This window comes from Sporosarcina koreensis (genome assembly GCF_001531445.1).
In the GTDB taxonomy this organism is placed as follows: Bacteria; Bacillota; Bacilli; order Bacillales_A; family Planococcaceae; genus Sporosarcina; species Sporosarcina koreensis_C.
Genome location: NZ_LQYA01000054.1, coordinates 1 through 22,994, shown reverse-complemented (window position 1 = coordinate 22,994; position 22,994 = coordinate 1). Strand labels below are relative to the sequence as shown.

29 protein-coding genes, 1 other RNA gene and 1 pseudogene are annotated in these 22,994 nt (G+C 40.7%); 19 read left to right on the top strand and 12 right to left on the bottom strand.

The features are described 5' to 3' along the window. The first annotated feature begins 74 nt into the window (after positions 1-74). Positions 75-587, top strand: coding sequence for a DUF2179 domain-containing protein (locus AWV70_RS09360; RefSeq protein WP_060206446.1), 513 nt, complete (start codon positions 75-77; stop codon positions 585-587). 103 nt (positions 588-690) lie between these two features. Then, positions 691-1,332 (top strand): DUF4309 domain-containing protein, encoded by a 642-nt coding sequence (locus AWV70_RS09355; RefSeq protein WP_060206444.1) that lies wholly within the window; start codon positions 691-693, stop codon positions 1,330-1,332. A 68-nt stretch (positions 1,333-1,400) separates the two neighbouring features. Here the strand turns inward: AWV70_RS09355 and AWV70_RS09350 are convergent, their stop codons facing one another. Further along, the gene (locus AWV70_RS09350) at positions 1,401-1,838 is read right to left on the bottom strand and encodes an OsmC family protein (RefSeq protein WP_060206442.1); all 438 of its coding nucleotides are present in this window, start codon (positions 1,836-1,838) and stop codon (positions 1,401-1,403) included. 118 nt (positions 1,839-1,956) lie between these two features. Here AWV70_RS09350 and AWV70_RS09345 point away from each other — a divergent pair, with 118 nt between their 5' ends. Then, the gene (locus tag AWV70_RS09345) at positions 1,957-2,739 is read left to right on the top strand and encodes a GNAT family N-acetyltransferase (RefSeq protein WP_060206486.1); all 783 of its coding nucleotides are present in this window, start codon (positions 1,957-1,959) and stop codon (positions 2,737-2,739) included. Between the two features lie 56 nt (positions 2,740-2,795). Here the strand turns inward: AWV70_RS09345 and AWV70_RS09340 are convergent, their stop codons facing one another. Beyond that, on the bottom strand, positions 2,796-4,010 hold the full coding sequence (locus AWV70_RS09340; RefSeq protein WP_060206440.1) for an MFS transporter: 1,215 nt from the start codon (positions 4,008-4,010) through the stop codon (positions 2,796-2,798). 185 nt (positions 4,011-4,195) lie between these two features. Between AWV70_RS09340 and AWV70_RS09335 the strand changes: the two genes are divergently transcribed. Together AWV70_RS09335 and AWV70_RS09330 are read left to right on the top strand one after the other, a co-directional pair. Continuing rightward, the gene (locus AWV70_RS09335) at positions 4,196-4,375 is read left to right on the top strand and encodes a hypothetical protein (protein WP_060206438.1); all 180 of its coding nucleotides are present in this window, start codon (positions 4,196-4,198) and stop codon (positions 4,373-4,375) included. A 101-nt stretch (positions 4,376-4,476) separates the two neighbouring features. Further along, the gene (locus AWV70_RS09330; protein ID WP_060206435.1) at positions 4,477-5,346 is read left to right on the top strand and encodes a YitT family protein; all 870 of its coding nucleotides are present in this window, start codon (positions 4,477-4,479) and stop codon (positions 5,344-5,346) included. 35 nt (positions 5,347-5,381) lie between these two features. On the opposite strand, the gene AWV70_RS09325 is transcribed toward AWV70_RS09330, so the two are convergent. Continuing rightward, a complete protein-coding gene (locus tag AWV70_RS09325) occupies positions 5,382-6,356 on the bottom strand; it encodes an LCP family protein (RefSeq protein ID WP_060206433.1) in 975 nt (324 codons plus the stop codon). A gap of 478 nt (positions 6,357-6,834) precedes the next feature. Between AWV70_RS09325 and AWV70_RS09320 the strand changes: the two genes are divergently transcribed. The 4 genes and pseudogenes from AWV70_RS09320 (at position 6,835) to AWV70_RS25300 (ending at position 9,658) form a co-directional block, all read left to right on the top strand. Further along, the gene (locus AWV70_RS09320; protein ID WP_060206431.1) at positions 6,835-7,443 is read left to right on the top strand and encodes an RIO1 family regulatory kinase/ATPase; all 609 of its coding nucleotides are present in this window, start codon (positions 6,835-6,837) and stop codon (positions 7,441-7,443) included. A 52-nt stretch (positions 7,444-7,495) separates the two neighbouring features. Next, positions 7,496-8,284: an EcsC family protein gene (locus AWV70_RS09315; RefSeq protein ID WP_060206429.1), complete on the top strand. Its 789-nt coding sequence runs from the start codon at positions 7,496-7,498 to the stop codon at positions 8,282-8,284. Between the two features lie 71 nt (positions 8,285-8,355). Then, entirely contained in the window at positions 8,356-8,694 is a 339-nt protein-coding gene (locus AWV70_RS09310) for a hypothetical protein (RefSeq protein ID WP_153009938.1), read from the top strand. Between the two features lie 168 nt (positions 8,695-8,862). Then, positions 8,863-9,658: pseudogene (locus AWV70_RS25300) on the top strand (VanW family protein). Positions 9,659-9,722: 64 nt separating this feature from the next. On the opposite strand, the gene AWV70_RS09300 reads toward AWV70_RS25300, so the two are convergent. The 4 genes from AWV70_RS09300 to AWV70_RS09290 all read right to left on the bottom strand — a co-directional run bounded on the left by AWV70_RS09300 (position 9,723) and on the right by AWV70_RS09290 (position 11,704). Continuing rightward, entirely contained in the window at positions 9,723-9,998 is a 276-nt protein-coding gene (locus AWV70_RS09300; protein ID WP_306464380.1) for a DUF2653 family protein, read from the bottom strand. A 2-nt stretch (positions 9,999-10,000) separates the two neighbouring features. Next, the gene (locus AWV70_RS09295; RefSeq protein WP_060206423.1) at positions 10,001-10,444 is read right to left on the bottom strand and encodes a hypothetical protein; all 444 of its coding nucleotides are present in this window, start codon (positions 10,442-10,444) and stop codon (positions 10,001-10,003) included. 179 nt (positions 10,445-10,623) lie between these two features. Next, positions 10,624-10,779 carry a DUF1540 domain-containing protein gene (locus AWV70_RS22855; protein WP_082713538.1) on the bottom strand — a complete coding sequence of 52 codons (156 nt, stop codon included), beginning with the start codon at positions 10,777-10,779 and terminating at the stop codon, positions 10,624-10,626. 118 nt (positions 10,780-10,897) lie between these two features. Next, entirely contained in the window at positions 10,898-11,704 is an 807-nt protein-coding gene (locus AWV70_RS09290) for a S1C family serine protease (protein WP_060206421.1), read from the bottom strand. A 127-nt stretch (positions 11,705-11,831) separates the two neighbouring features. Here AWV70_RS09290 and AWV70_RS09285 point away from each other — a divergent pair, with 127 nt between their 5' ends. Continuing rightward, positions 11,832-12,134: a YunC family protein gene (locus tag AWV70_RS09285; protein ID WP_060206418.1), complete on the top strand. Its 303-nt coding sequence runs from the start codon at positions 11,832-11,834 to the stop codon at positions 12,132-12,134. A 52-nt stretch (positions 12,135-12,186) separates the two neighbouring features. Further along, positions 12,187-12,375, top strand: a complete 189-nt coding sequence (locus AWV70_RS23790) for a hypothetical protein (protein WP_160327640.1) — start codon at positions 12,187-12,189, stop codon at positions 12,373-12,375. Positions 12,376-12,628: 253 nt separating this feature from the next. Here the strand turns inward: AWV70_RS23790 and AWV70_RS09275 are convergent, their stop codons facing one another. Then, positions 12,629-12,889: a hypothetical protein gene (locus AWV70_RS09275; protein ID WP_060206414.1), complete on the bottom strand. Its 261-nt coding sequence runs from the start codon at positions 12,887-12,889 to the stop codon at positions 12,629-12,631. Between the two features lie 137 nt (positions 12,890-13,026). Beyond that, positions 13,027-13,219, bottom strand: a non-coding RNA gene (gene ssrS, locus AWV70_RS09270) — 6S RNA. Between the two features lie 134 nt (positions 13,220-13,353). Between ssrS and cax the strand changes: the two genes are divergently transcribed. Genes cax through AWV70_RS09255 form a run of 3 tightly spaced genes read left to right on the top strand, consistent with a single transcriptional unit; the run spans position 13,354 to position 15,451 of the window. Further along, the gene (gene cax / locus AWV70_RS09265) at positions 13,354-14,406 is read left to right on the top strand and encodes a calcium/proton exchanger (protein WP_060206412.1); all 1,053 of its coding nucleotides are present in this window, start codon (positions 13,354-13,356) and stop codon (positions 14,404-14,406) included. 55 nt (positions 14,407-14,461) lie between these two features. Beyond that, positions 14,462-14,887, top strand: coding sequence for a DUF948 domain-containing protein (locus AWV70_RS09260; protein WP_060206410.1), 426 nt, complete (start codon positions 14,462-14,464; stop codon positions 14,885-14,887). 15 nt (positions 14,888-14,902) lie between these two features. Next, positions 14,903-15,451 carry a DUF948 domain-containing protein gene (locus AWV70_RS09255; RefSeq protein ID WP_082713537.1) on the top strand — a complete coding sequence of 183 codons (549 nt, stop codon included), beginning with the start codon at positions 14,903-14,905 and terminating at the stop codon, positions 15,449-15,451. Positions 15,452-15,484: 33 nt separating this feature from the next. On the opposite strand, the gene AWV70_RS09250 is transcribed toward AWV70_RS09255, so the two are convergent. The 3 genes from AWV70_RS09250 to AWV70_RS09240 form a co-directional block, all read right to left on the bottom strand. After that, a complete protein-coding gene (locus AWV70_RS09250; protein WP_060206408.1) occupies positions 15,485-15,928 on the bottom strand; it encodes a DUF948 domain-containing protein in 444 nt (147 codons plus the stop codon). 16 nt (positions 15,929-15,944) lie between these two features. Then, on the bottom strand, positions 15,945-16,424 hold the full coding sequence (locus AWV70_RS09245) for a DUF948 domain-containing protein (protein ID WP_060206406.1): 480 nt from the start codon (positions 16,422-16,424) through the stop codon (positions 15,945-15,947). A gap of 79 nt (positions 16,425-16,503) precedes the next feature. Further along, complete coding sequence (locus AWV70_RS09240; RefSeq protein ID WP_060206404.1) at positions 16,504-16,848, bottom strand: DUF3899 domain-containing protein; 345 nt, start codon at positions 16,846-16,848, stop codon at positions 16,504-16,506. A gap of 256 nt (positions 16,849-17,104) precedes the next feature. Here AWV70_RS09240 and AWV70_RS09235 point away from each other — a divergent pair, with 256 nt between their 5' ends. From AWV70_RS09235 to AWV70_RS09215, 5 genes are all read left to right on the top strand, one after another. Next, positions 17,105-18,826 (top strand): peptide ABC transporter substrate-binding protein, encoded by a 1,722-nt coding sequence (locus tag AWV70_RS09235; protein WP_060206402.1) that lies wholly within the window; start codon positions 17,105-17,107, stop codon positions 18,824-18,826. A 166-nt stretch (positions 18,827-18,992) separates the two neighbouring features. Next, a complete protein-coding gene (gene opp3b / locus AWV70_RS09230; protein WP_060206400.1) occupies positions 18,993-19,925 on the top strand; it encodes an oligopeptide ABC transporter permease in 933 nt (310 codons plus the stop codon). Then, positions 19,925-20,947, top strand: a complete 1,023-nt coding sequence (gene opp3C, locus AWV70_RS09225) for an oligopeptide ABC transporter permease (protein ID WP_060206398.1) — start codon at positions 19,925-19,927, stop codon at positions 20,945-20,947. Before opp3b ends, opp3C begins: the two co-directional genes overlap by 1 nt. 16 nt (positions 20,948-20,963) lie before the next feature. Continuing rightward, positions 20,964-22,028 carry an ABC transporter ATP-binding protein gene (locus AWV70_RS09220; protein WP_060206397.1) on the top strand — a complete coding sequence of 355 codons (1,065 nt, stop codon included), beginning with the start codon at positions 20,964-20,966 and terminating at the stop codon, positions 22,026-22,028. After that, a complete protein-coding gene (locus tag AWV70_RS09215) occupies positions 22,028-22,960 on the top strand; it encodes an ABC transporter ATP-binding protein (protein ID WP_060206484.1) in 933 nt (310 codons plus the stop codon). Before AWV70_RS09220 ends, AWV70_RS09215 begins: the two co-directional genes overlap by 1 nt. Positions 22,961-22,994 lie beyond the last annotated feature (34 nt).

Below are 22,994 nucleotides of genomic sequence, written 5' to 3'. Positions count from 1 at the left end.
AGTGACTGTACCTAGTCTCTTTCCACCCTATGTTTTTTGTGCGCCATCAAAAATATATAATAGGGGAAACGTGTATGCTATCCATGATTCTTACCATCATCACCATCAACTTGGCGTATGTGTCGTTATTCACATTGCGCGTCCTATTTACGTTCAAAGGCCTTCGTGTCATCGCATCTGTCGTTTCAATGGCAGAGGTGTTCATCTATTTAATGGGGTTGACATTGGTGCTTGACAACCTTGATAAGCCTATCAATATTGCAGCGTACTGTTTCGGTTGGGGTCTCGGTGTATACGTAGGAAGCCGAATTGAGAAAAAGCTGGCGCTCGGCTATACGGTTTTCGAAGTCGTCGTCAATGACACAGACATGGATATTTGCAGGCAATTACGGGAGAAAAACTATGGTGTAACGTCTTGGTTTGCGGATGGTAAGGACGGCAAACGCCTTGTCATGAAAGTTCTTGCCAAGCGAAAAGATGAACAGAAGCTTCGAAACACCATCTTGGACATTACACCGAAAGCGTTCATCATCTCCTACGAACCGACGACGTTCAACGGCGGGTTCCTAGTAAAGCATTTAAGGTAATTTGAAAGGGAATAAACATGTTCTTGTTATTGTGTGAAGTTTTGTGAAGAGAAAAAGAGGGGAAAGAAGTACGTGTTCAATTTTTATATTGAAGGTGATAACTATGGGTAAAATTCTAAATTTCCTGCTACCTCTTCTTCTCATTGGTTTACTGACCGCATGCACAACAATAAAGAATGCAGATGAAGTTGAAAAAGATATTGAAACGCCAATCGAGAATGTAGAAAAATCAATTGATGATTCGGATGAAATCATTGAAGAAGATAAACTGAGTGAGAGTGAAACTACAACCGATGAGGAGCTGCAAAAAGAAATGGCGATCGATACGTTAGCCGGAATAGTTGAAGATGCTAAAACCGGTCAGGTTTATCGATTATCAAATGGTATTTATATTGGAGTAACAACTCGTCAAGAAGTCATTGAATTAATCGGAGAACCGGAGGAAAAGGATACGTTCGATCAATACCACGGTTCAATGGGAAATCCGTCCTTCGATTTAGCATATGACGAAAAAGGAATCCTTACAGAAGCACGTTATTTCGGAACAAATGTAGAACGCCAGACGAATCTTGGTGGAATTAGGACGAAGGATTTGATAGATCTACTAGGAGAGCCCGTTGAAAAAAGAGAAATTACATCAACAAATGAAACAAATTATATCTATAAAGTTGAGGGTTTTGAACTTCAATTTATCATGAAGAATGATGGGACTACTGATCACGTTAATTTGAAGCAGAATAAATGAAGCTGTTGGAAGGATGTAATGAATAACAAAAAGTCTCTTGCCGGTTAATTCGGACAAGAGATTTTTTGTTAGTTAATGATCGATTCCACTGTCACTTCAACATTTCCTTGTAAAGCCCTGCTGATCATGCATGAAGCTTCCGCTTTCAAAACTAGTCTTTCTACAATACTTTGCTTATCAGCCATACCTTCAGCCAAAATGATTTCAGGCTTATGTATTATCTTTTTATACGTAACGATTCCGTTAGTGTAATCCACTACTCCGATTGATTCCATCGCTAAACGTTCCTTTTCCACTCCGCTTCGTTCTAGCATCGCGGCGAGCGTGATGATATAGCATGTCGCAGCTGCGCCGAGCAGCATTTCATCCGGATTCGTCCCGATTCCGGGTCCATTCATTTCAATTGGAATGGATACTTCAGTCTTCAAGTTTAGCGTCTCGATATTCCCGATATCATTACGCAGACCTGGCCAGTTCGCTTTCAGATGAAAATGATGTTCTGCCATGTACATAACCCCTTTCTACTGTATTTATTATATACCATGCTTGAGCACTTTCCATAATGAACATTCAAATGGTAAAGTATGGACAGAAGGTAAATTAATATGGATGGGTGGTGGCGTTTTGGATAAACAGGATTTATTATCGCTATACGATACAGAGCTTCGAAGAGGTTTGCATTCACCCGGTTATCGGCGTGAGGAAACAGAACATGTTGTCAGACATGTTTCCATGCACGGTGAAAGAGGTTTTATCATTCATTCTGATGTGAATGAGGAGAATGCAAGCACGATTATTCAGGAAGAACTGAACTACTTCAGCCGACTTGGTGTAGGGTTCGAATGGAAAGTATATAGCTACGACAAGCCGGATCAATTAAAGAATCTGCTTGAACAGCAGGACTTTGCGATTGAACCGCGGGAAGCTCTTATGGTTATGGACATTGACGCCATACAACCTGCACTTCGCGTGGATGAGCATGCAATGACAAAGGAAATAATTGATGAGAAAGGAATTAGAGAGATGATATCTTTGATAGATATCATTTGGGAAGAATCGCATGCGGAGCTAGGGGACCGGTTATGGAGAGACAAGCAAAATGACCCGGATTCTCTTTATCTGTATGGGATATATGACAAAGATCAGCTAGTCAGTGCGGCGTGGATCTACTTTGAAAAGAATTCTTCATTCGCAAGCCTATGGGGCGGGTCAACTTTACCTGAATATCGTGGCAAAGGCTATTATACGTCTCTCTTATCAATCAGGGCTATGAAAGCCGTCGAAAAGGGGTATCGATTCCTGACAGTTGACGCAAGTCCGATGAGCCGACCGATATTGGAAAAGCACGGTTTCCTCTGCCTTGCATATTCCTATGGCTGCCAATCGCCGGAACTGCGTTCAAAGTAATGTAATCTACTAATGAGAAGAGCCGGGGTAAAGGGCTCTTTTCATTAGTTATAAAGCTAAATAATTCCTTTTGGCTTTCTAGTAAATCTGACATATACAATAAAAAACAATCCAGCGCTTAACAACCGCAGTGCAGAATTAATATACATAGCCATTTCAACGCCCCATTGTTCCAACAGCCAAATGCCGATTTGTGGAGCTGCAAATGCGACGATCGACAATAGAACATTATAGGTTGTGATGCAATATGTCCTGACATGATCAGGGGACTGTTCCAACAACAAATTGAATAATAATAAAACGATACCCGCCAAGAAGAATCCTGAAGATGTCTGAACTAGTGCGATATAATAGATATTTGTCGAGAGGACTGTTAAAAACGGAGTCGTGGCCATTCCGACAGCAGCCCACACAAAAACTAGTGTATTCGACTTTTTTTCCGCCCATCTCTTCCAAAGAGGGAAGGACAGGAATTGCGCCAACATGCTCCCGACAGCGAACATACTGACCCAGAATATGGTTACTCCGACGAATCGGACATGATAGATATTGAAAATCCCCCAAGCCATCTGCCAAGCAAAATTGAAGAAAAGGGCCGCAATCAGGAAGGACACATAATTTTTATATTTGAAAATTGACCAATCCATCGTTTTCTTCTTAATTAGCAATTCATCATTTTTTATCGGTTCTTCTTCATGCTTCATCAACAAGAACACTTCGACCATACCAAAACAAAAAGCGAATCCAAACAATAATTGATAGGCTGCCACGCTAGAGGAAGCATCTTTCATTAAAAATCCTATGACTAACGTGGAAATTAATCCTACTATCGTCAATAATCTGTTTCGATCACTGAAAAATGCACCGCGCCTTGATTCCTCTACAAGTCCGCTAATGAATGTCTGCCATCCAATATTTGCAACCGTATTTGGCAAACTCATTATCGCGATGACGACTAAAAAAATCCATGCATGAGTCGATGGGGATGGCAAATATACAATACTGATGATTAGCAGGAACATGAGTCGCGCAAGTAAGACTGACAATGCCACAAGCTTTTTCTGTGTTTGCGACTGATTCAACAATATCGCAGCTGGAATCGTCATAAGCAATGCCATGAGTGGCGGTAATGAACTGATCAGGCCGACTTGGTAATTGGTCGCGCTTAACATCGTAATCGCGAAAATCGGAAAGAAGTTGTTTGAAAAATTTAATGCAATGGTCGAAGCCATTCCGTGATAAATACTTATCTTCTCATTATATGTACGCATAATCTCTCCACATTTCTATTCTTTTGAACAACCTGCTAATCTGAATTATATACTTCGTTATGCGAAATACAAGACAATTCGTATAAATTTTGGAACTCATTTATAATTGATAAATTTTATCATTTGAAGTAAGATGTATTTGAGAATACTTCTCAATCATTGTAAAGATAGAGGGGATGAAGTTCATGCTTCGCATTATCATATTGGCAATGTTGGCAGGTTCTGTTTTGAGCATTTCAGCAATATCGATTTTCAAAGGATTTGATCTGGAAGGGGCATTGATTGGACTCATTTCACTCATCTTTTTATTTGGAATTACTTCTTTCTTCTATACGGAATATAAAAAACAGATGATCAGCTCATAAACACCAGCCCCGCTGGTGTTTTTATAATGGTCCATGGAGGAAATTTTGAGGTCAATGAAGTATAATCAAATAGCTATTGTGATCTGTATGAGGAGGTACTTATGTTTTTTATTGAAGCAAAACGAATTATAGTCGTCATATTCGGTTCGTTATTGGTGGCAGTTTCCTTGAACTTTTTCCTGATCAATGCCAATGTCTATGCAAGTGGCTTTTCAGGGGCTGCCCAGCTCGTCTCGAGCATCTTGGATGATCAATTGGGCATTTCGGTCAGCACCGGTATCCTTTTGTTCCTCTTCAATATACCGGTTATCATTTTAGGATGGTTCAAGGTTGGCAGGGGATTTACGATTTACAGCATTATATCGGTTGTGTTCGCTACAATTTTCCTTGAAGTCTTGCCGGTTCTTTCCCTGTCAAATGACATTATCCTGAATGCGGTTTTCGGAGGGGTGATTGCAGGTGTCGGCATCGGTCTATCGTTAAAGCTCGGTGCATCAACAGGCGGTATGGATATTGTAGCTATGGTATTGTCGCGTTTGCAGGATAAACCGATCGGAACTTATTTCTTGCTGTTGAATGGTGTTATCATTGTTCTAGCAGGAGTATTATATGAGCCAGAGAATGCACTTTATACGATGGTTGCGCTTTATGTCACGACATCAGTCATCGACATGATTCATACTCGACACGAAAAAGTGACTGCTATGATTATTACACTTAAGGCCGAAGAGCTTCAAAAAGCAATTCATCAAAAGATGGTTCGAGGCATTACGATTGTTCCAGCGAAAGGTGCCTATTCGAATGAAGAAAAAAGCATGCTCTATTTGGTAATTACAAGGTATGAATTGTATGACCTGGAAAAGATCATTAATGAAGTAGATCCACAAGCATTCACAAATATTGTCCAAACGGTTGGGATTTTTGGCTTTTTCAGGCGGGAAGGCGATCTCCCGGAACGTCCCACAACATAAAACAAGGTATCCCTTCAAAGCGGGATACCTTGTTTTCATTTTGTTCCATCTTCATTTGTATCGACTATTTCTGTCGTGCCTTCCAGAAATTTATTTAATTCCTCAATGTTTTTTTCAAAATCAATTTCTAACACTCTACCAGCTCTGACGTCACTGTCTTTGTAAGAGTTGTCCACCGGAATCCTTAGTGTATCGATTTTTTCAGACTTATTGTCCAAAATTCCTTTTCCTATGGAAAGCATTGTCATCTTATCTAGATTTGTATCGATATAGGCGTCGGCAGCGCCTAATAGCTTCGGTAAATTCATTAAGCTGTGTACACTTACCGCTTCATCCTTCAATTTGGAAAGCACTTCTTGCTGGCGTGCGACCCGACCGAAGTCGTTTTTGCTATCGTGGCGGAAACGGACATAACCTAACAGCTCATCACCGTGCAGTCTTTGGACTCCGGGATGGAGAGTCATGTAAATACCGTGCGACATCGTATAAGGAATGTCGACTTCAATCCCATCTGGAGCAATAATATCTACAATTTTAGGAAACCCATTGAAATCGACCATCGCATAGTAATGAACATCCAAATTGAAGTTTTCCTTAATTGTCTGGCGTACAAGCTCGGGCCCACCAAGACTATATGCAGAATTCATTTTTTGCATCCCATATCCGGGAATCTCGACATATGTGTCACGCATGATTGATATTAGTTTGACCTTTTCGGTTTCTTGATTATAATTAGCAATCATTAATGTGTCCGAACGGCCGTCTTCATCTTTCCGTGCATCGGATCCAAGCAACATAATATTGATTTCGCCGAATTTTGGTTCAGGTCCGTCAAAAATACCGAAATCCTCATTTTGCTCCTTCAATGAACCATCTTCTGATAGTGATTTACCTTGATTATATTGATCAAACCAGTAATAAATTCCTAATCCGAGCAAGACTAAGATAATACCGAGTACAATGCCGATTCTTTTCTTTTTTTTCTTTTTCCGTATATCTATTCTATTCATTCAGTTCACCGCCTAATTATAAAAATCTATAATGAGATTGGATAGCACGCGTATCATATCACCTAACGGCCTGATGAGCAAGGGATATTTCCACTACATATAGACGTCATAGGATGAAAAAAGTTTTCATTTACCGAAAAATACTCATACCAATTTCTGTATATGTATTTCATTACCCTTGCTTGGCTGCTTGTATTCCTTTCGTCACATAATAATGTACCAACGGAATTCGCATGAATTGACTCTTAACCTGATTATACTTATACTGAAACTATAAAATTATATTCAACTTCCACTAAGGGGAGTAGCTATACAGCAAAGTCGTCAATACGGGTTCTTCCAAGATCCCCGGCTTTGTTGACAACAACCGTTGTTTGCGAGACCTTACCGATTATTTGGTGAGGTCTTTTTTCGAGGCGATATGACCAATAATTGGTTATATCGCTTTTTTATTTTTCTTTTTCATGGAGGTGGAATTTTGAGTATTTATGAAGAGCTTGCCAGTACAGTTCGGATTACTAATAAAAACCGTTTGGTAGCCTATGATGATGCATTAATACTTGTAGGGACAGGGAGAAGTGCTTTCGTGTTTAGAATTAAATCGACGATGACAGCTATGAAAGTTTATTTTCCTGCCTTCACACGAGTTGCGATGGAGGAGGCGGAAATTTATAAAAAACTTCAGGGTATTGTTTATTATCCTACTGTCTATGCGTCAGGGTCGAATTTTGTGGTCATGGACTATATAGAAGGTCTCACACTTTTTGACTGCATGGTGAATAGGAAAGTGATTACGTCTAGCCATATAACAGAAATCGATCATGCTTTATCGTTGGCAATTGCTAGGGGGCTCAACCCATCCGATATTCACTTGCGCAATATTTTTATTACTGATAATGGGAATATCAAGTTGATTGACGTGGCTCGTTTCAGACAGAAGAAACATTGTCATCAATGGGAACACTTGAAAAGAGCATTCAGACAGTTTTATTGTAAACGGTTTTTCCCTAAAAAAATTCCTGTCTCCTTATTAAATATGATTGCATGGCTATATAAAAAAGACTGGATTCCCTCATATAGGACATGAGCTTTGAGGAATCTTTAAAACTTATAATGCTAAGAAAGCGGGGGTAACAATAATGACTGATTCAAAAGAATGGTTATTGAATGAATTGAAAAAAGTAGAGGAGTGGGAGAAAGGCCAAAGTGATTTGTGGTTTTTTGAAAAACTCGGTAGATTGCCATTTAAGTTGATCGATAAATGGACGCCTGCTTTCATTCAGAATAGAATTGGGATCCTTCTGGATGAGCTTGGTCAATATATCCAAACAGGTGGACGTTATTTGAGCTCAGTTTCCAGTATCACAAATTATTATCCTCATATGGATATAGAAACATTGGATAATGTAAAAGAACTGCAAATTTCAACAATGGATGCTGCTGTTGAGAAAATAACGAATAACAGAAAAAGAATGGCGACAGTACAGGGGGCTAGTACCGGAATTGGTGGACTGTTTACATTAACGATTGATATTCCATTGTTGCTAAGTTTGCAATTAAAGACATTACAAGACATTGCGATTTGTTATGGCTATGATCCGAATGACAAAGAAGAACGATTATTTGTAGTGAAATGTCTCCAATTTGTTTCTTCAGATATAGTAGGAAAAGAAGCCATTCTTGCTCAGTTGTCTCAATTTGATGCTCCTAATGATGCTTCAAAACGGGAAGTGATGTCGGAACTGCAAGGTTGGCGTGAAGTCGTATTCTCGTATCGGGATCAAATCGGTTGGAAAAAGATATTTCAAATGATCCCTATTGCAGGTCTCGTATTTGGTGCTTTCATCAACCGATCAGCTGTGAACGATATAGCCGAGGCAGGAAAAATGCTTTATCGAAAAAGAAGGATTGTGGAGAGATTAGGGTAAACTGAACTATGAATAGAATGCGAAGGAAAGGGAATGGAGTAGAGAGTGAGGAAATTAAAGGAGGCATGATCTTGAAGCATACAGCAAATTTACATGAACTGAAGGATTTTGCAAAGAAGATGATGGATAAAATGGTTAAAGGGAAAATATATGTGAACCAGGCTAATCATAATTTAGAGGAGCTTATTTTATCAGATGAGGATACTGCTGGCAGACAACCTCTTCAAATGTTAAGGATTGTTATTCAATCAGATCAGGAATCAATCTATTATGAATATCTGTTTAATGAAGCAGTTGATTTGGAAGAAATAAACGTACAGTTAGAAGAAATATATACATTTTTCGGGAAGGAAATAGTATCAGTAGATTATATGAACGATTTGATACAGGGAAAGAATACTAGTAGCTAGAATATGAACACACGAGAGCAAATCTTCGTGTGTTTTTTAGTTTGAAATAATTGAAACGGGATGGAAGTGCTAAAAATATTTTTCCTGAACATGAAGGAAAGAGACAAATGAAAAATGAATAAAGTAGTGAAAGGTGTATGTTGAACTCATGGACAAGGGGAGAGTAAATTGAGGTTGTCAGAGATTCATCCGTTATTTTATCATGCGAGAATTGAACAACAAAGATTTTTCCGTTCCATAAAGAATTGGAGAGATAGAAAGAAGTTTGCAAACCGAAACGCTGAATCCAATTATCTTTACACTTGCAAAAAACATCAATCGCTATTGCGTAGAAGGTTAGGGGATAGCGACCCGATACTCCAGGAAAATAAAATCGTCAATCTCACTCTTGCGGCAAGCCGCATTGACGGGGTCATTATTCAACCAGGTGAAATTTTTTCGTTTTGGGTATTGGTAGGTAGAGCTACGAAGAAGAAGGGGTATATTGAAGGAATGCAGCTTTCGAGGGGAGAAGTGAAAACGGGTATAGGCGGGGGCATTTGCCAACTTGCAAATCTTCTTTATTGGATGGTGCTGCATACACCGTTATCATCATAGCTTCGACCCCTTTCCAGATGAAGGGAGGGTTCTTCCTTTTGGCAGCGGGGCAAGTGTTTTTTATAACTACGTTGACCTTCGCTTCAAGAACACAGCAGAATTTGCTATTCAAATCCGTGTATGGGTGACAGATCGTCATCTAAAAGGCGCGATTTTTTCAAGTGAGGAAATGGAATATAGTTATCATCTAGAAGAAAGGGAACATCAATTTTACAAGAAGGACGGAAAAACCTATAGACGGAATGAGATTTGGAGGCGAACTGTCAATAAACGAACAGGAAACATTGTGCAAGAAGAATTATTACTACAAAACAATTCAGAAGTAAAATATGAGGTGATGGAAAGGCGGTTGGTGAGTGTAATGTGAGTTCACAGAAATAGCCAGGCGGGTATACGCCCATCTGGCTACTTGTCGTTAAAATATGTCTCTATTATTGGATTGCAGCTATTATACCTTCTTCCCGATCCAATAATAGTTTGATACCTGCAGCATAAGGATCCTGTTTCAGAACTTCTTCGATCCAATAGCGAATCGATTGGATCATGTCGAAAGAACCGATAACTTGTTGTTGACCATGAAACTCCAGTTCCGCAGAAAAGCCTTCCTCATCGTCGTAAACTAACTCAACTTCAATGTCTTCAGGGGGCATTTTATGTTTTTGCGATTGATCAATGCATATTGCATTTACAATATCCTGTTCAGACATGATTAATTCTGCCATGGATTCGCATTTTCTCTCTCTTTTTTTGCTTTAAGAAGCGAAAAGATCCTTCGAACAATACTAATAACGAAAATGATTGCCAACATATTGATTAGAAATCCTAAAACTGAACCTAGCATTCCCATATTGGCGAAAAGACTTCCAAAAAGAAGACCCGCAATCCCTCCGACAAACAATCCGCGCATAAGACCACCGGAGAAGAAGCCGCCCTTCGTAGAAGGATTTTTAGTAGACTTTGTGAATGAACTGTTCTCTTCTTGTTTCTTGTCCGCTTTCGGTTTTGAGAAGTTATTCTGATTTGGGCTAAAGCTTTTTTTGCCGGACTTATATCCTTTCGCTTCAACCGTAGCCGCATGGTCATTAAGTACAAGGCTGCCAATTGGTGACATGACGATCGTTAGAGCAATTAAAGCTGAGAAAATCTTTTTCATTCCAGTAAACCTCCAATAAGCAATATCAACGTTCTTTAATTATACAAGTATAATATATATTATTTCGATGTCAAATAAATAGGTCGAGTGGAGAGAATGATGAATAAAAAATCATGAAAGCAATAAACGGAAAAATACAGGTGTTTTGACCCTGCATTTTTCCGTTTTTCATCAGGGAATCAGTCTTCCGGTTTAAATGTTTTACAATCTGTGTCTTCACTGTCAACTGCCTGATCGCCGGTTTGGCTGACGACGTAAATGACTTCTGCGTTACACTTATTGCCGTCTCCCCAATATGTGCAGTTATTCACTTCACATAGTATTTTCTGGGTCATCCTATCACCTCCGTAGCTGTATTGTTCCCACAAATTCCGCGAATGATGCTCCTGAATTTGAGTAAAGGAAGGGATGAAATGACAAGAAAATAGGGCAGTGAAACTTTCAAAAAAATATTTAGTTCTTATAGTCATTCAGCAATGATATCGGGATGAATAAACCGATTTTCCCGTGTTCCTGATGATCTAGAGTAGCGAATATGGTGCCGATGACTTTGCCGTCTTCGTTCAATACAGGGCTGCCGCTATTTCCTCTATAAACAGGCGCTTGAATCATCATCACTTCGTCTGTCCAGCCGGAAAGCTTGATGGGTGCTAATATGGAACCAACATTTGCGATTCCCTTGAAGTTCAGTGGATTACCAATAAATGTAACGGGGTCACTTTTTGTCATTTTACTGGAATGATCAATAGTAAGATAAGGAAGATCGTCACCATCAATCTCAAGTACTGCCATATCGATAGTTGGAAATGTTTCTTTAACAGTTGCCTCATACCGGCCAGCATCTGGGAAAACAACCGATATGGAATGGTTTTCTTCCACAACATGGTAGTTGGTCAGGATGATTCCATCGCTTGAGACGGAGAATCCTGTTCCTTTTCCATCTTCCGTTACGATGACGACAACAGATTTCTTATATGCCTCAATATCTTCTTGTTTTGACAGTGATGCCGAGACAATCAGAAAATCGATGGCGGGAATTGAAAAAATCTGAAAAAGTCCTGCGAATGTGCTTAGAAACAGCATCGTTGATAGAAGCCAGATGAACCATTTCGGGATTTCTTTCTTAGGAGTCGTTTCTTCCTGTTGTTGCAATGCTTCCTGTTGTGCCTCCAACACAAGTTCATGCATTTCATCCTCTGTTAAATCCTCGAAGTTTTCGATTTCATTCCGGATATGTTCTTCATTATTCTCATCTCTCATTTTGTATCACATCCCCCGGTCGTTCGTTGTATGGATACAACCATTATAGCAGGGAATCGGGACGGACATATAGGGGCACAATTATGTTTAAAAGTCCATATGTATAGAGGGGAAAGGGGAGAGCTACTTGGTAACATTGACACCTATTCTCATTGGAGGGCACCCATATACCGCCGTAACAGTTCGTTTGCCAAAAACAACTTTACTGACAGTTTCCAACGAAAAAGGATATATCATGTGTGGGGCTTTGGATGTCGGTCTGCTGAACAATGTTCTGGCAGATCGCAAAATTGTGGCTGGTCGGGCAGTGGGAGTAAAAACGATTGAGCAATTGCTAAAAGCACCGCTTGAATCAGTTACATTGGAAGCGGAGACGATGGGGATTCATGTCGGGATGATCGGAGAAGATGCATTGTTGAAAATGGTGTAAGTTTTAATAAAATGACCCGTGTCGCTCATAATAGCGATACGGGTCTGTTTTGTTGTTAGCGGTTGTCGTTACGGTTATTACGGTTGTTCTTGTCGTTATTGTTATTATTTCTTCTGTCGTTATTGTTCTGCCCGAAAAAATCATCGGCAAATTCTGTGTTCCTGTTGTTGTTGTTGTTGTTCTTGTCGTTACGGTTGTTCGGGTTATTCTCCCGATTTTGTCGATTTTCCCGCATGTGTAAGACATCTCCTTTAAATTTTTTTGTTAAGTGAAATGAATCCACCTACAAGATGTATGATGTCCCTTGGCTAAAAAATTATCCGTTTTCCTGAATTTGGAGTAATAGTATAGCTATCAGCCTTTACAGTGGTGATCTGCTGAGTATATAAGTTGTCCTATATACACAAAAAAAGATAGGAGTCCAAAATTTGTCCCTTACGAATAATACATTTAAAGTTGGATGTTACAGACCTTGCTCATGCTCAGGTCATCCATCACCGAGACATATTGCTGATTTGCTTATTTAACAAATTGATTTGTTTTTGCATACGTTCTATATCTTTTGACATTTTTTCATTTTCTTGCGAAGCTTGCTTGTTGGCACTTGCTAATTGTTGCAGTGCAAGTCCTGCAGCTATGGTTTGTATTCCATCACCTAAAGTAGACAACGCCGCGCCTAACAATGCAAGTTTGGCTGTATAGATCTCTTGTAAATCAGAGTTTTGGTTAAATTGATCATTCTTTTCATTGTACATTACCTACCAATCCCCCCTTGTTTATTTTATGGAGGATAGCGAAATATGAAAGTTGTCCATAATCGATTGTCGCATAACAAAAAAGCACCACCCAATTTGAGTGATGCTAGCTTAGAAACCTTGATATAATAAGCTTTAGGAAAGCCGCCTTTGCCGTATCGAATCATAGAAAGTTTTAAACCACCACTCCTCAAAGTGGGTGTCCGCAGAGACGATCCTGTCCGTCCTGATTGATATTGAATCAGGCATACCATTCCGGCCTCAATATAAAACTCCCTTTTACAGCTTAAAGGTTAAAACTTAATGTGAATACGTACAATGCAGCTTATGTATATATAGTACACGTTAATTCCGAAAGTATCAATGAAAAAATATTCCAGCCAGTATGCAAGGGAAGAACCTGTTTGTTTCATTCGCTTACAGGGAAAGATATGGAGGAAATCCATTGAAGGGAAGTGAGTCCGGTGAATCGGGTCTTTACTTTGCTAGTATTCATTGGCGTGCCGCTAATTATCATCAGTTCAGTGATGAATTGGCCGGATATTCCGATATTTGTTATCAGTTGTGTCACGATTATCGCGCTAGCAGGTTTCATTGGCAGGGCAACTGAAAGCCTTGCTATTGTGAGTGGCCCAAGGGTTGGCGGCTTATTGAACGCAACATTTGGAAATGCTGTCGAATTGATCATTTCATTTTTTACATTAAAAGCCGGATTGATAGGGATTGTATTAGCATCTTTAACGGGTTCGGTTTTAGGGAATCTTTTGCTCGTATTAGGCGTTTCATTTTTTGCAGGAGGCATTAAATTTAAAACGCAGAAGTTCGGTATCCATGATGCAAGATACAATTCGGGTTTACTGATCTTTGCTGTAATTGTTGCATTTGTCATACCCGAAATATTTTCGCAAACGATGGATCGGGCTGATACAGTCACGTTAAGCATTGGCATTTCCATCATATTGATCGCTTTATATCTCGCCGGCTTGTTTTTCAAACTTGTCACACACAGAGGTGTTTTTTCATCGGCGGATACAACCAAGGAGGAAGAGGGGATTCCCGAATGGTCGAGGAACAAGTCAATCATCATATTGCTGCTATCAACAGTTGCAGTTGCCTATGTTTCCGAACAGCTCGTACATACATTTGAGGCACTTGGTGAGAAATTTGGCTGGTCCGAGTTGTTTATTGGCGTCATCATCGTGGCGATAGTCGGTAATGCTGCTGAGCACTTTTCCGCCATTACGATGGCAATGAAGAACCGGATGGATGTCGCAGTGGAAATTGCAGTCGGCTCAACCTTGCAAGTCGCCATGTTCGTTGCACCGATTCTTGTTTTGTTATCGCTCATGATGCCGGAATCGATGCCTCTCGTCTTCACAATACCTGAGCTCGTCGCAATGATTACTGCCACATTCCTTGTGATCAACCTCTCTAATGATGGCGAGTCCAATTGGTTTGAAGGATTGACATTGCTCTCAGCTTATCTCATCATCGGTATTGGGTTTTATCTATTATAATAGAAGATGCTTACCGTCGTACAAAAAGTGGTATAGACGGATAGGGAGGGATGACATGATGTTAGTTCAAATCGGCGTATTCATAATGGCAGTCTCCTTTGCCATTTTTGCGGTCGCTCTGTCGAAATTGCTTCTTCGTGCGTCAACCGGTATAGCGGCTATTCAAACCGCAACAGGAGAGATGGAGACTAAATTGGATGGGACCCTTCAAGCGCTTGAGGGAACATTGGAAGAAACGAATGGGACAATATCCGATATGGAATCCAAATTGAATGCGCTTAACAGTGTATTTCTGTCCGCAGAACAATTCGGGGATGCCGCTAAAGTATTCGGCGAGGAATTGAAAGACTTAACCGAAGGGTATGCAAACACGGGAGATACTCCAGGTGCAAAACCATTTATTCGCATTATTCAAGGGACTGAATTTGCGAAAGAATTACTGGAATCATGGAAGCGCGGAAAGGCGTTTTCCGGAAAATAGGAAGGGGTGTTCATAATGAGTATGACTGGGATTGGCGTATTGTTAATAGGAATTGCATTTCTCATTCTTTCCATATACCTTGCAAAGGTGCTCAATAATACAGCATTGATATTGGAAGGAGTTGGCCGCACTGTAGAACAGTTGCCAAATCAACTGGACAATGTATTGAATGAGACCGGACGGATGATCGAGAATTCCAATGACACATTAGCGGATGTGAATGAAAAGTTAGGCACGTTAACACCGCTTTTCCATATCGTCGGAGATGTCGGTGAATCGACGAGAAAACTTGCATCATCCGTCAATGATTTTGCAGGTTCTGTAAAAAAGAAGACTGATTCTGTCGATGAGGAAACACGTAATAAACGGATTGGTGGATTATATGGATCAGCGGCACTGGCATTTTATGCAATCTGGAATGGCGAGGCTCGTAAAAAGGGATCTTTAAAGCGTCCCTCTCCAATGTATATTTCAGGTAAACAGCGTGCATTTGATATCGACAGGATGAAAGAGGAAGCGAAAGAGGCTGCAAGGGAAGGCAAGTACATTCGCAATGACAAATAAAGCGATGGAGGAACAAGTCCTCCATCGCTTTATTTATTTTCTACTGCCTGACACTTCTTTCATTTGGTTTTTCTGTTGGGACAGAAAGAATATGAATGATAGAATGCCGTAAATGCCTTCATAGTTTTCACGTTTCGTAAATTTGGAAGCATCACCCGTTTTATTTTGGACTGCATTCGTTTTTTCAAGGACGGAGACTGTCAATTTCCGTGTCGCTTCGCCTGTATCTCCAATAATGTGGAAGAAAGGGCTGACCTCTTTCACTTGTTCATTAACATTTGCTATCGTGGCAGTGCTCGATTGCATCACTTCAGATGTTTGCTTATATAGGTCATCAACCACTTGAGGCAGGCGGTCAGTTGTCTGTTTTACTCCGTCCAATGCCTCTGTCAATTTCCGTAAAGGTATAATCAGTAAGACGGTAAGTGCAACAAAAGCGATGCCGATGATCAAAACCCCGATACCAAGCCAATCCATAACAATCACCTCCGTATTAGATTTCCTTCACACTATGCGGTGAAGGGAGCTGTTTCAATTTCTGCTGACCATATGAATTTTGTTTCTGTTTCTCGGATTTAATTGTAAAGTAAATGTGGGAGAAGGCTTCCGTCAACGTCGTCAGTTTTTCCATCACTTCACGGTGTTTTGGTTCAGGCCTGGCGATTTGGTGAGAAATCGACTGGAAGGAGCGGCTAAGATTTTCGGAAGACTGTCCGATATACTGAGCTGATTGCGCAACACTTTCCAACCGATGGACCTTGCTTTCCAGATCGGCAGCCAAGCGATTAGTCCTTTCCATCAATTGATCGGATTTTGTTGTGATGCCGCTAATCTTGTTTTCCATTCTGGCCATCGTTTCCGATACTTCATTCATCATCTTTTTCGCATTCCGTAAAGCGACTATGACGAAAATCGCAATCAGTAATAAGGATACGGCTGCAATGATCGCACTACTATAAAGGAGAATATCCATACAGCTTTCACTCCATTCCAATACTTTTGCACTTACTTAATCGGTACCACTCTTTTCAATCTTATAAACACCATACACCTCAGTATGAATAGAAGTATAAAGCGACGAGCATGAAAAGGATGATGGGCAATCCAGAACGGAAGAAGAAAGATGCTTTCATTGAAATGACCTCAGAAGGAGGGCGCATAGAAGTTAATTCAGTTTGTTCATGTTTACGGGAAAGCACCTTTTTCATGCTTGTTGAAAAGAAATCAAAAAAGCCCGACTGTAGAATTAACACCAGGATACCGATAGCAAGAAATAAGCTTCCTAGATAAAAAGAAATGTTAATATACTCAAGAATTGTCAGTTTCCTATGCAAGATTAAAACAAGTACCAAAATTAATAATTGGTTTACAATAACATTCAATGCAATTTTCTTCATATTCTAACCTCTTTTTTATTATTTATATTCTTTATTATTTATGTATATTATATCATTTGGCGGATGAATGCAATTTGAGAGAAAGTCAATCACCATATGGTTTTGAAGGTGTATAAGTTGAATAATTAGACTTTTGATTCTTTTATAATTATGTTCTTTCAGAAAAAAACATAAAAAAACACTTTGACTTAAGACATTTTGAATGTATAATAAAAAGTGATAATTCTTCAGACAATTACAAAAGGAGGTCAATGCTTTGAAAACAAACAAATGGCTATTGCTTGTCGCTTTATCAGTAGTGCTCAGCTTAGTGCTTGCTGCTTGTGGAAACAAGGACAAGGACGATGACAAAACTGCTGCGCCTGATAAAGAAGATGATAAAGCAACAGAACAAAAGACAGAAGAAGCCGGCGAGCCGGATGCAGAACAAGTTTTGAACTTGATCGAATCTGCAGCAATTCCATCTGTTGACTCCGCAATCGTGGAAGACGCAGTAGGATTTAATGTATTGAACAACGTAAATGAAGGGTTGTACCGCTTGAATCTTGAAAACGTTGCTGAACCAGCAATGGCAGCAGAGGAAGCGGAAGTAAGTGAGGATGGTCTTACTTACACATTCAAACTTCGTGATGCAAACTGGTCTGACGGAACACCTGTTACAGCTCATGATTTCGTATTTGCATGGCAACGTGCAATCGATCCTGCAACTGGATCACCTTATGGTCCATTCATGATGTCTGGAGTTATCAAAAATGCAACAGCAATCAGTGAAGAGAAAATGGAAGTTTCTGAACTCGGTGTAGTTGCCGAAGACGACAAAACTTTGGTCGTATCTTTGGAACGCCCAGTACCTTACTTCCTATCTCTAATGTCATTCGGAACTTTCTACCCTCAAAAAGAGGAGTTCGTAACATCTAAAGGTGATGCATATGCATCGAACTCCGATAGCCTACTATACAATGGTCCTTTCATTCTTACAGAATGGGATGGCACTGGAGATAGCTGGGTTTACAAAAAGAACGAACATTATTGGGATGCAGAAAATGTAAAACTTGAAACTATCAATGTAGACGTTGTTAAGGATTCTGCAACTGCAGTTAAACTTTACAATGATGGGAAAAAAGACCGTGCAGGCGTATCAGGAGACTTGGCTCTTCAATATGGTACTCATGAAGAAGCGGTTCTTCAACCTGAAACATCTGTTTTCTACTTTAAGTTTAACCAAGAACGCGGTGGCGAAAAAACACCACTTGCGAACGCGAATATCCGTAAAGCAATTGCGAAGTCTTTCCAAAAAGAAGACTTGGCTGATGTAGTTCTAGCAAATGGTTCTGTGCCTGCTAACTTCCTAGTACCTAAAGATTTCGCATTTGATGAAAGCGGAAAAGATTTCCGTGACATCAGCGGAGACCTTCTAGTATACGATGCAGAAGAAGCAAAAGAATACTGGGCAAAAGGTTTGGAAGAACTAGGTGTAACTGAACTTGAACTTGAAATCCTAGGTGGAGACACTGAGCTTTCCAAGAAAATGGACGAGTATTTCAAAGCACAACTTGAAGGCAACCTAGAAGGTTTGACAATCAAGTTGAAAGAAGTACCATTCGCAGTACGTTTGGAGCTTGATGGAAACCAAGATTATGATATCCAAGTTTCTGGATGGGGCCCTGACTTCCAAGACCCTATTTCATTCATGGACTTGTTCGTTACAGATGGACCAAACAACTTGATGTCCTTCTCGAACAAAGAGTACGATGAATTGATCGAAGCTACAAAAGACGAGCTTGCACTAGATCCAGCAGCACGTTACGAAGCGTTTGCGAAAGCTGAAAAAATCCTTCTTGAGGATGAAGCTGCTATCGCACCGATCTATCAACGTGGATTGATCCAACTAGAAAAACCGTACTTCAAAGGACTTGGAGTACATCCATTCGGAGCTGACTATAGCTACAAATGGGCTTATATCTCTGGTAAAGAGTAAGTAAGCAACGGCAGTTTAATTATGATGAGAGTATATGGCGGAAAATCCATATACTCTCTTTTTACTAAAAGGGAATAAAGTGAAAGTTTGTAAGTGTTTTCATTTTGAAAAGAAATTGATTATTCAATTTGACATAAATCAAACTCACGTACTTTGGAGGTGCAACGTGGTTAAGTATATTGGAAAACGACTCGTTTACATGTTCCTTACGATGTTCCTGATCGCGACTGCAACGTTTTTCTTAATGCAGACGCTGCCAGGTTCACCGATTGCTTCATACAACAAATTGAACGAGACTCAACGGGCGATTGTAGAAAAGAAATATGGAATCGATAAACCGAAACCGGTACAATACGCTATTTATATGAAAAACTTGGCCAAAGGGGATTTGGGGACATCTTTCGTCTTCAAAGGGAAAAGTGTAAATGACCTTTTGGCGAGCAGGGTGAAACCTTCATTCATATTAGGGGCGCAGGCGATGGTCTTTGGGACGATCATCGGCATTCTGTTGGGGATGCTCGCCGCCTTGAAGCAGAATACGATATGGGATTATGGCAGTACGTTTTTTGCGATACTAGGGGTATCGATACCTTCCTTCGTATTCGCTTCATTATTGCAATATTGGGTCGCTTCCCAATGGCATCTATTGCCGGTCGGTCTTTGGAATGACGGATGGAAATCAAGTATCCTGCCTTCCATTGCATTGGCTATGGGACCGCTTGCACTTTCAGCTCGTTTCATCCGTACTGAAATGATCGAAGTGTTGAGTTCAGATTACATTACATTAGCAAAAGCGAAAGGTGCAAACGGTTTTGAAATCGCATTCAAACATGCATTACGAAACGCGCTTATCCCTCTCGTTACAGTATTAGGGCCGGTAGCAGCCGGTATTGTAACCGGTTCCCTAGTAGTAGAACAGATCTTTGCGATTCCGGGAATCGGGGAGCAGTTCGTATCTTCCATCATGACAAATGACTTTGCAACGATTATGGGTACGACACTATTCTTCTCTGCATTGTTGATTTTCATTATCTTCATTGTAGACCTTCTCTACGGAATCATTGATCCGCGAATCCGTTTGTCTGGAGGTAAAGGTTAATGCGAAAAGAAGAACTTCAACAATTGCCGCCGGAAAAATTCGAGCGTATTACAATCGACAGCAGTAGTGCTGAACGCATTTCTAAACCGAGTTTAAGTTTCTGGCAAGATGCCTGGCTAAGACTGCGTAAAAACAAAGCGGCTATCGTCAGCATGGTCGTCCTCGTTTTGCTGATCATTATGGCGTTAATAGGACCGCACCTCAATGGACATGATGGAGAAGAACAGATTTTACGTCACGCTAACTTGCCGCCAAAAATTCCCGGAATTGAAAAATTAGGGATATTCGATGGTACTGGTCAATTAGGCGGTGAGAAAGTAAATCTGTATGAAATTAAAAAAGTGGATGAGTATTATTGGTTTGGAACGGATGGACTTGGACGAGACTTGTTTACTAGGCTTTGGGAAGGTACGCAAATTTCATTATTGATCGCATTTGTTGCTGCGGCGATCGATGTGGTCATCGGTGTCCTTTATGGAGGCATATCTGGGTATTTCGGTGGTCGAGTCGATGATGTCATGCAACGGATTGTCGAAATTTTGATCGGTATTCCGACATTAATTATAGTAATCTTGATGCTCTTAATAATGGAGCCGGGGTTAACCGCAATAATCATTGCGATTTCACTCACGGGATGGATTGGTATGTCCCGTATCGTGCGTGCTCAGATCTTGAAATATAGGGGGCAGGAATTCGTGCTGGCTTCGCGTACATTAGGAGCGAGCGACAAGCGAATCATCGGTAAACATTTATTGCCGAATATCATGGGGATCATCATCATCAATACGATGTTCACGATTCCGACTGCTATTTTCTTTGAGGCGTTCTTAAGCTTTATCGGGCTTGGGTTGCAGCCGCCTGCCGCTTCATTAGGTACGTTGATCAATGATGGCTACAAGGTGATGGAACACCAGCCATATTTCCTATTGTTCCCGGCTGTGGTCATCAGTGTCTTGATGATTGCATTTAACTTGATCGGCGACGGACTGCGCGATGCGCTTGATCCGAAAATGAAAGATTGATTGGAGGAAAGCCAAGATGGAAAAAATATTGCAAGTAAAAGACTTGGAGCTTTCCTTCCACACGTTTGCCGGTGAAGTGAAAGCAATCCGAGGAGTCAGCTTTGATTTGAACAAAGGGGAGACATTGGCAATTGTCGGTGAGTCGGGTTCCGGTAAATCGGTTACGACGAAATCGATTATGCGTTTATTGCCAGAGTCGAGTTCTGAATTTAAAAATGGAGAAATTCTCTTTAACGGAAATGACCTGACAAAGCTTTCCGATAAACAAATGCAAAAAATTAGAGGGAAAGAAATCTCAATGATTTTCCAGGATCCGATGACATCATTGAATCCAACAATGACAATCGGCAAACAAGTGATGGAGCCGATTTTGAAGCACCAAAAGGTTAGCAAGACGAAAGCTAAGGAAGTTGGTATCGAATTGCTGCGCATGGTAGGGATACCCAACGCGGAAAACCGCTTTAAAATGTATCCTCACCAATTTTCAGGTGGTCAAAGACAACGGATTGTTATTGCGATAGCGCTTGCATGTAATCCGAAAGTCTTGATTGCCGACGAACCGACGACTGCTCTAGATGTTACGATTCAAGCGCAAATACTTGAACTGATGAAGGATATCCAGAAAAAAGTCGATACATCGATCATTTTCATTACACATGACCTTGGCGTCGTTGCAAACGTTGCAGATCGAGTAGCGGTCATGTATGGCGGGCGGATTGTGGAAGTGGGAACTGTTGATGAAATCTTCTATAACCCGCAGCATCCATATACATGGGGCCTTCTCAGCTCGATGCCGTCTATGGATTTGGCTGAGGAAAAGCTGTATGCAATCCCAGGCACACCGCCTGACCTGTTGAACCCTCCTATTGGAGACGCATTCGCACTTAGAAGTGAATATGCTTTGAAAATCGATATGGAGCAAGCGCCGCCGATGTTCAAAGTGAGCGACACGCATTATGCCGCAACTTGGCTGCTGCATCCGAATGCACCGCAAGTTGATCCTCCAAAGACGATCATTGAACGGATGAAGACATTCCGTGGAAGCAGATACTATGAACAAGCGAATGGAGGTGATGCATGATGGCAGAGAAATTGCTGGAAGTGAAAAATTTAAAACAGTATTTCAATGCTGGCAAGCCATCCGAAGTCCGCGCCATCGATGATATCAGTTTTGATATTTATCGTGGAGAGACATTCGGACTGGTCGGTGAATCGGGCTGCGGAAAGTCGACAACAGGAAGGACGATCATTCGACTTTATGACGCGACTGACGGAGAAGTCCTTTACGACGGTATAAGTGTACATGCCAATAAATCCAAATCCGAAGTAAAAGCTTTGAACCGCAAGATGCAAATGATTTTTCAAGACCCTTATGCATCATTGAACCCACGAATGAAGGTCCTTGATATCATCGCTGAAGGGCTGGATGTTCATGGTCTAACGAAAGACCCGAAAGAACGGAAGCAGAAGGTCGTCGAATTATTGGAAACAGTCGGTTTGAACAAGGAGCATGCTGATCGATATCCGCATGAGTTTTCGGGAGGTCAGCGCCAACGGATAGGGATTGCGCGTGCGCTTGCCGTCAATCCTGAATTCATCATCGCTGATGAACCGATTTCCGCACTTGACGTTTCCATTCAAGCCCAAGTCGTCAACCTACTGAAAGAATTGCAGGAAGAAAAAGGGTTAACCTATTTATTCATCGCGCATGACTTATCAATGGTGAAATATATTTCAGACCGAATCGGTGTCATGTATTTCGGTAAGCTCGTCGAGATGGCCCCGGCGGAAGAATTATACAAAAATCCGCTCCACCCATATACAAAATCATTGCTATCAGCAATTCCACTTCCGGATCCGATTTATGAACGCTCACGGGTTAGACAAACATATGACCCGAAAATGCATAATTACGCACCGGATGAAAAAGTGGAATTCCGCGAAGTGACAACAGGTCATTTCGTGCTCTGTTCCGAGAAAGAGTTCAAAGAAATGAAAACACAAGTTAACTAATAAAAGTGAACCGCCATGGCATCGTGATGCTTGA

Excerpts from the sequence above, each read along its gene's own strand:
- AWV70_RS09360 (WP_060206446.1), top strand. The coding sequence starts at position 75 with ATGCTATCCATGATTCTTACCATCATCACCATCAACTTGGCGTATGTG.
- AWV70_RS09355 (WP_060206444.1), top strand. The coding sequence starts at position 691 with ATGGGTAAAATTCTAAATTTCCTGCTACCTCTTCTTCTCATTGGTTTA.
- AWV70_RS09350 (WP_060206442.1), bottom strand. The coding sequence starts at position 1,838 with ATGGCAGAACATCATTTTCATCTGAAAGCGAACTGGCCAGGTCTGCGT.
- AWV70_RS09340 (WP_060206440.1), bottom strand. The coding sequence starts at position 4,010 with ATGCGTACATATAATGAGAAGATAAGTATTTATCACGGAATGGCTTCG.
- AWV70_RS09335 (WP_060206438.1), top strand. The coding sequence starts at position 4,196 with ATGCTTCGCATTATCATATTGGCAATGTTGGCAGGTTCTGTTTTGAGC.
- AWV70_RS09330 (WP_060206435.1), top strand. The coding sequence starts at position 4,477 with ATGTTTTTTATTGAAGCAAAACGAATTATAGTCGTCATATTCGGTTCG.
- AWV70_RS09325 (WP_060206433.1), bottom strand. The coding sequence starts at position 6,356 with ATGAATAGAATAGATATACGGAAAAAGAAAAAAAAGAAAAGAATCGGC.
- AWV70_RS09315 (WP_060206429.1), top strand. The coding sequence starts at position 7,496 with ATGACTGATTCAAAAGAATGGTTATTGAATGAATTGAAAAAAGTAGAG.
- AWV70_RS09300 (WP_306464380.1), bottom strand. The coding sequence starts at position 9,998 with ATGTCTGAACAGGATATTGTAAATGCAATATGCATTGATCAATCGCAA.
- AWV70_RS09295 (WP_060206423.1), bottom strand. The coding sequence starts at position 10,444 with ATGAAAAAGATTTTCTCAGCTTTAATTGCTCTAACGATCGTCATGTCA.
- AWV70_RS22855 (WP_082713538.1), bottom strand. The coding sequence starts at position 10,779 with ATGACCCAGAAAATACTATGTGAAGTGAATAACTGCACATATTGGGGA.
- AWV70_RS09290 (WP_060206421.1), bottom strand. The coding sequence starts at position 11,704 with ATGAGAGATGAGAATAATGAAGAACATATCCGGAATGAAATCGAAAAC.
- AWV70_RS09275 (WP_060206414.1), bottom strand. The coding sequence starts at position 12,889 with ATGTACAATGAAAAGAATGATCAATTTAACCAAAACTCTGATTTACAA.
- AWV70_RS09260 (WP_060206410.1), top strand. The coding sequence starts at position 14,462 with ATGATGTTAGTTCAAATCGGCGTATTCATAATGGCAGTCTCCTTTGCC.
- AWV70_RS09255 (WP_082713537.1), top strand. The coding sequence starts at position 14,903 with ATGAGTATGACTGGGATTGGCGTATTGTTAATAGGAATTGCATTTCTC.
- AWV70_RS09250 (WP_060206408.1), bottom strand. The coding sequence starts at position 15,928 with ATGGATTGGCTTGGTATCGGGGTTTTGATCATCGGCATCGCTTTTGTT.
- AWV70_RS09245 (WP_060206406.1), bottom strand. The coding sequence starts at position 16,424 with ATGGATATTCTCCTTTATAGTAGTGCGATCATTGCAGCCGTATCCTTA.
- AWV70_RS09240 (WP_060206404.1), bottom strand. The coding sequence starts at position 16,848 with ATGAAGAAAATTGCATTGAATGTTATTGTAAACCAATTATTAATTTTG.
- opp3C (WP_060206398.1), top strand. The coding sequence starts at position 19,925 with ATGCGAAAAGAAGAACTTCAACAATTGCCGCCGGAAAAATTCGAGCGT.
- AWV70_RS09220 (WP_060206397.1), top strand. The coding sequence starts at position 20,964 with ATGGAAAAAATATTGCAAGTAAAAGACTTGGAGCTTTCCTTCCACACG.
- AWV70_RS09215 (WP_060206484.1), top strand. The coding sequence starts at position 22,028 with ATGGCAGAGAAATTGCTGGAAGTGAAAAATTTAAAACAGTATTTCAAT.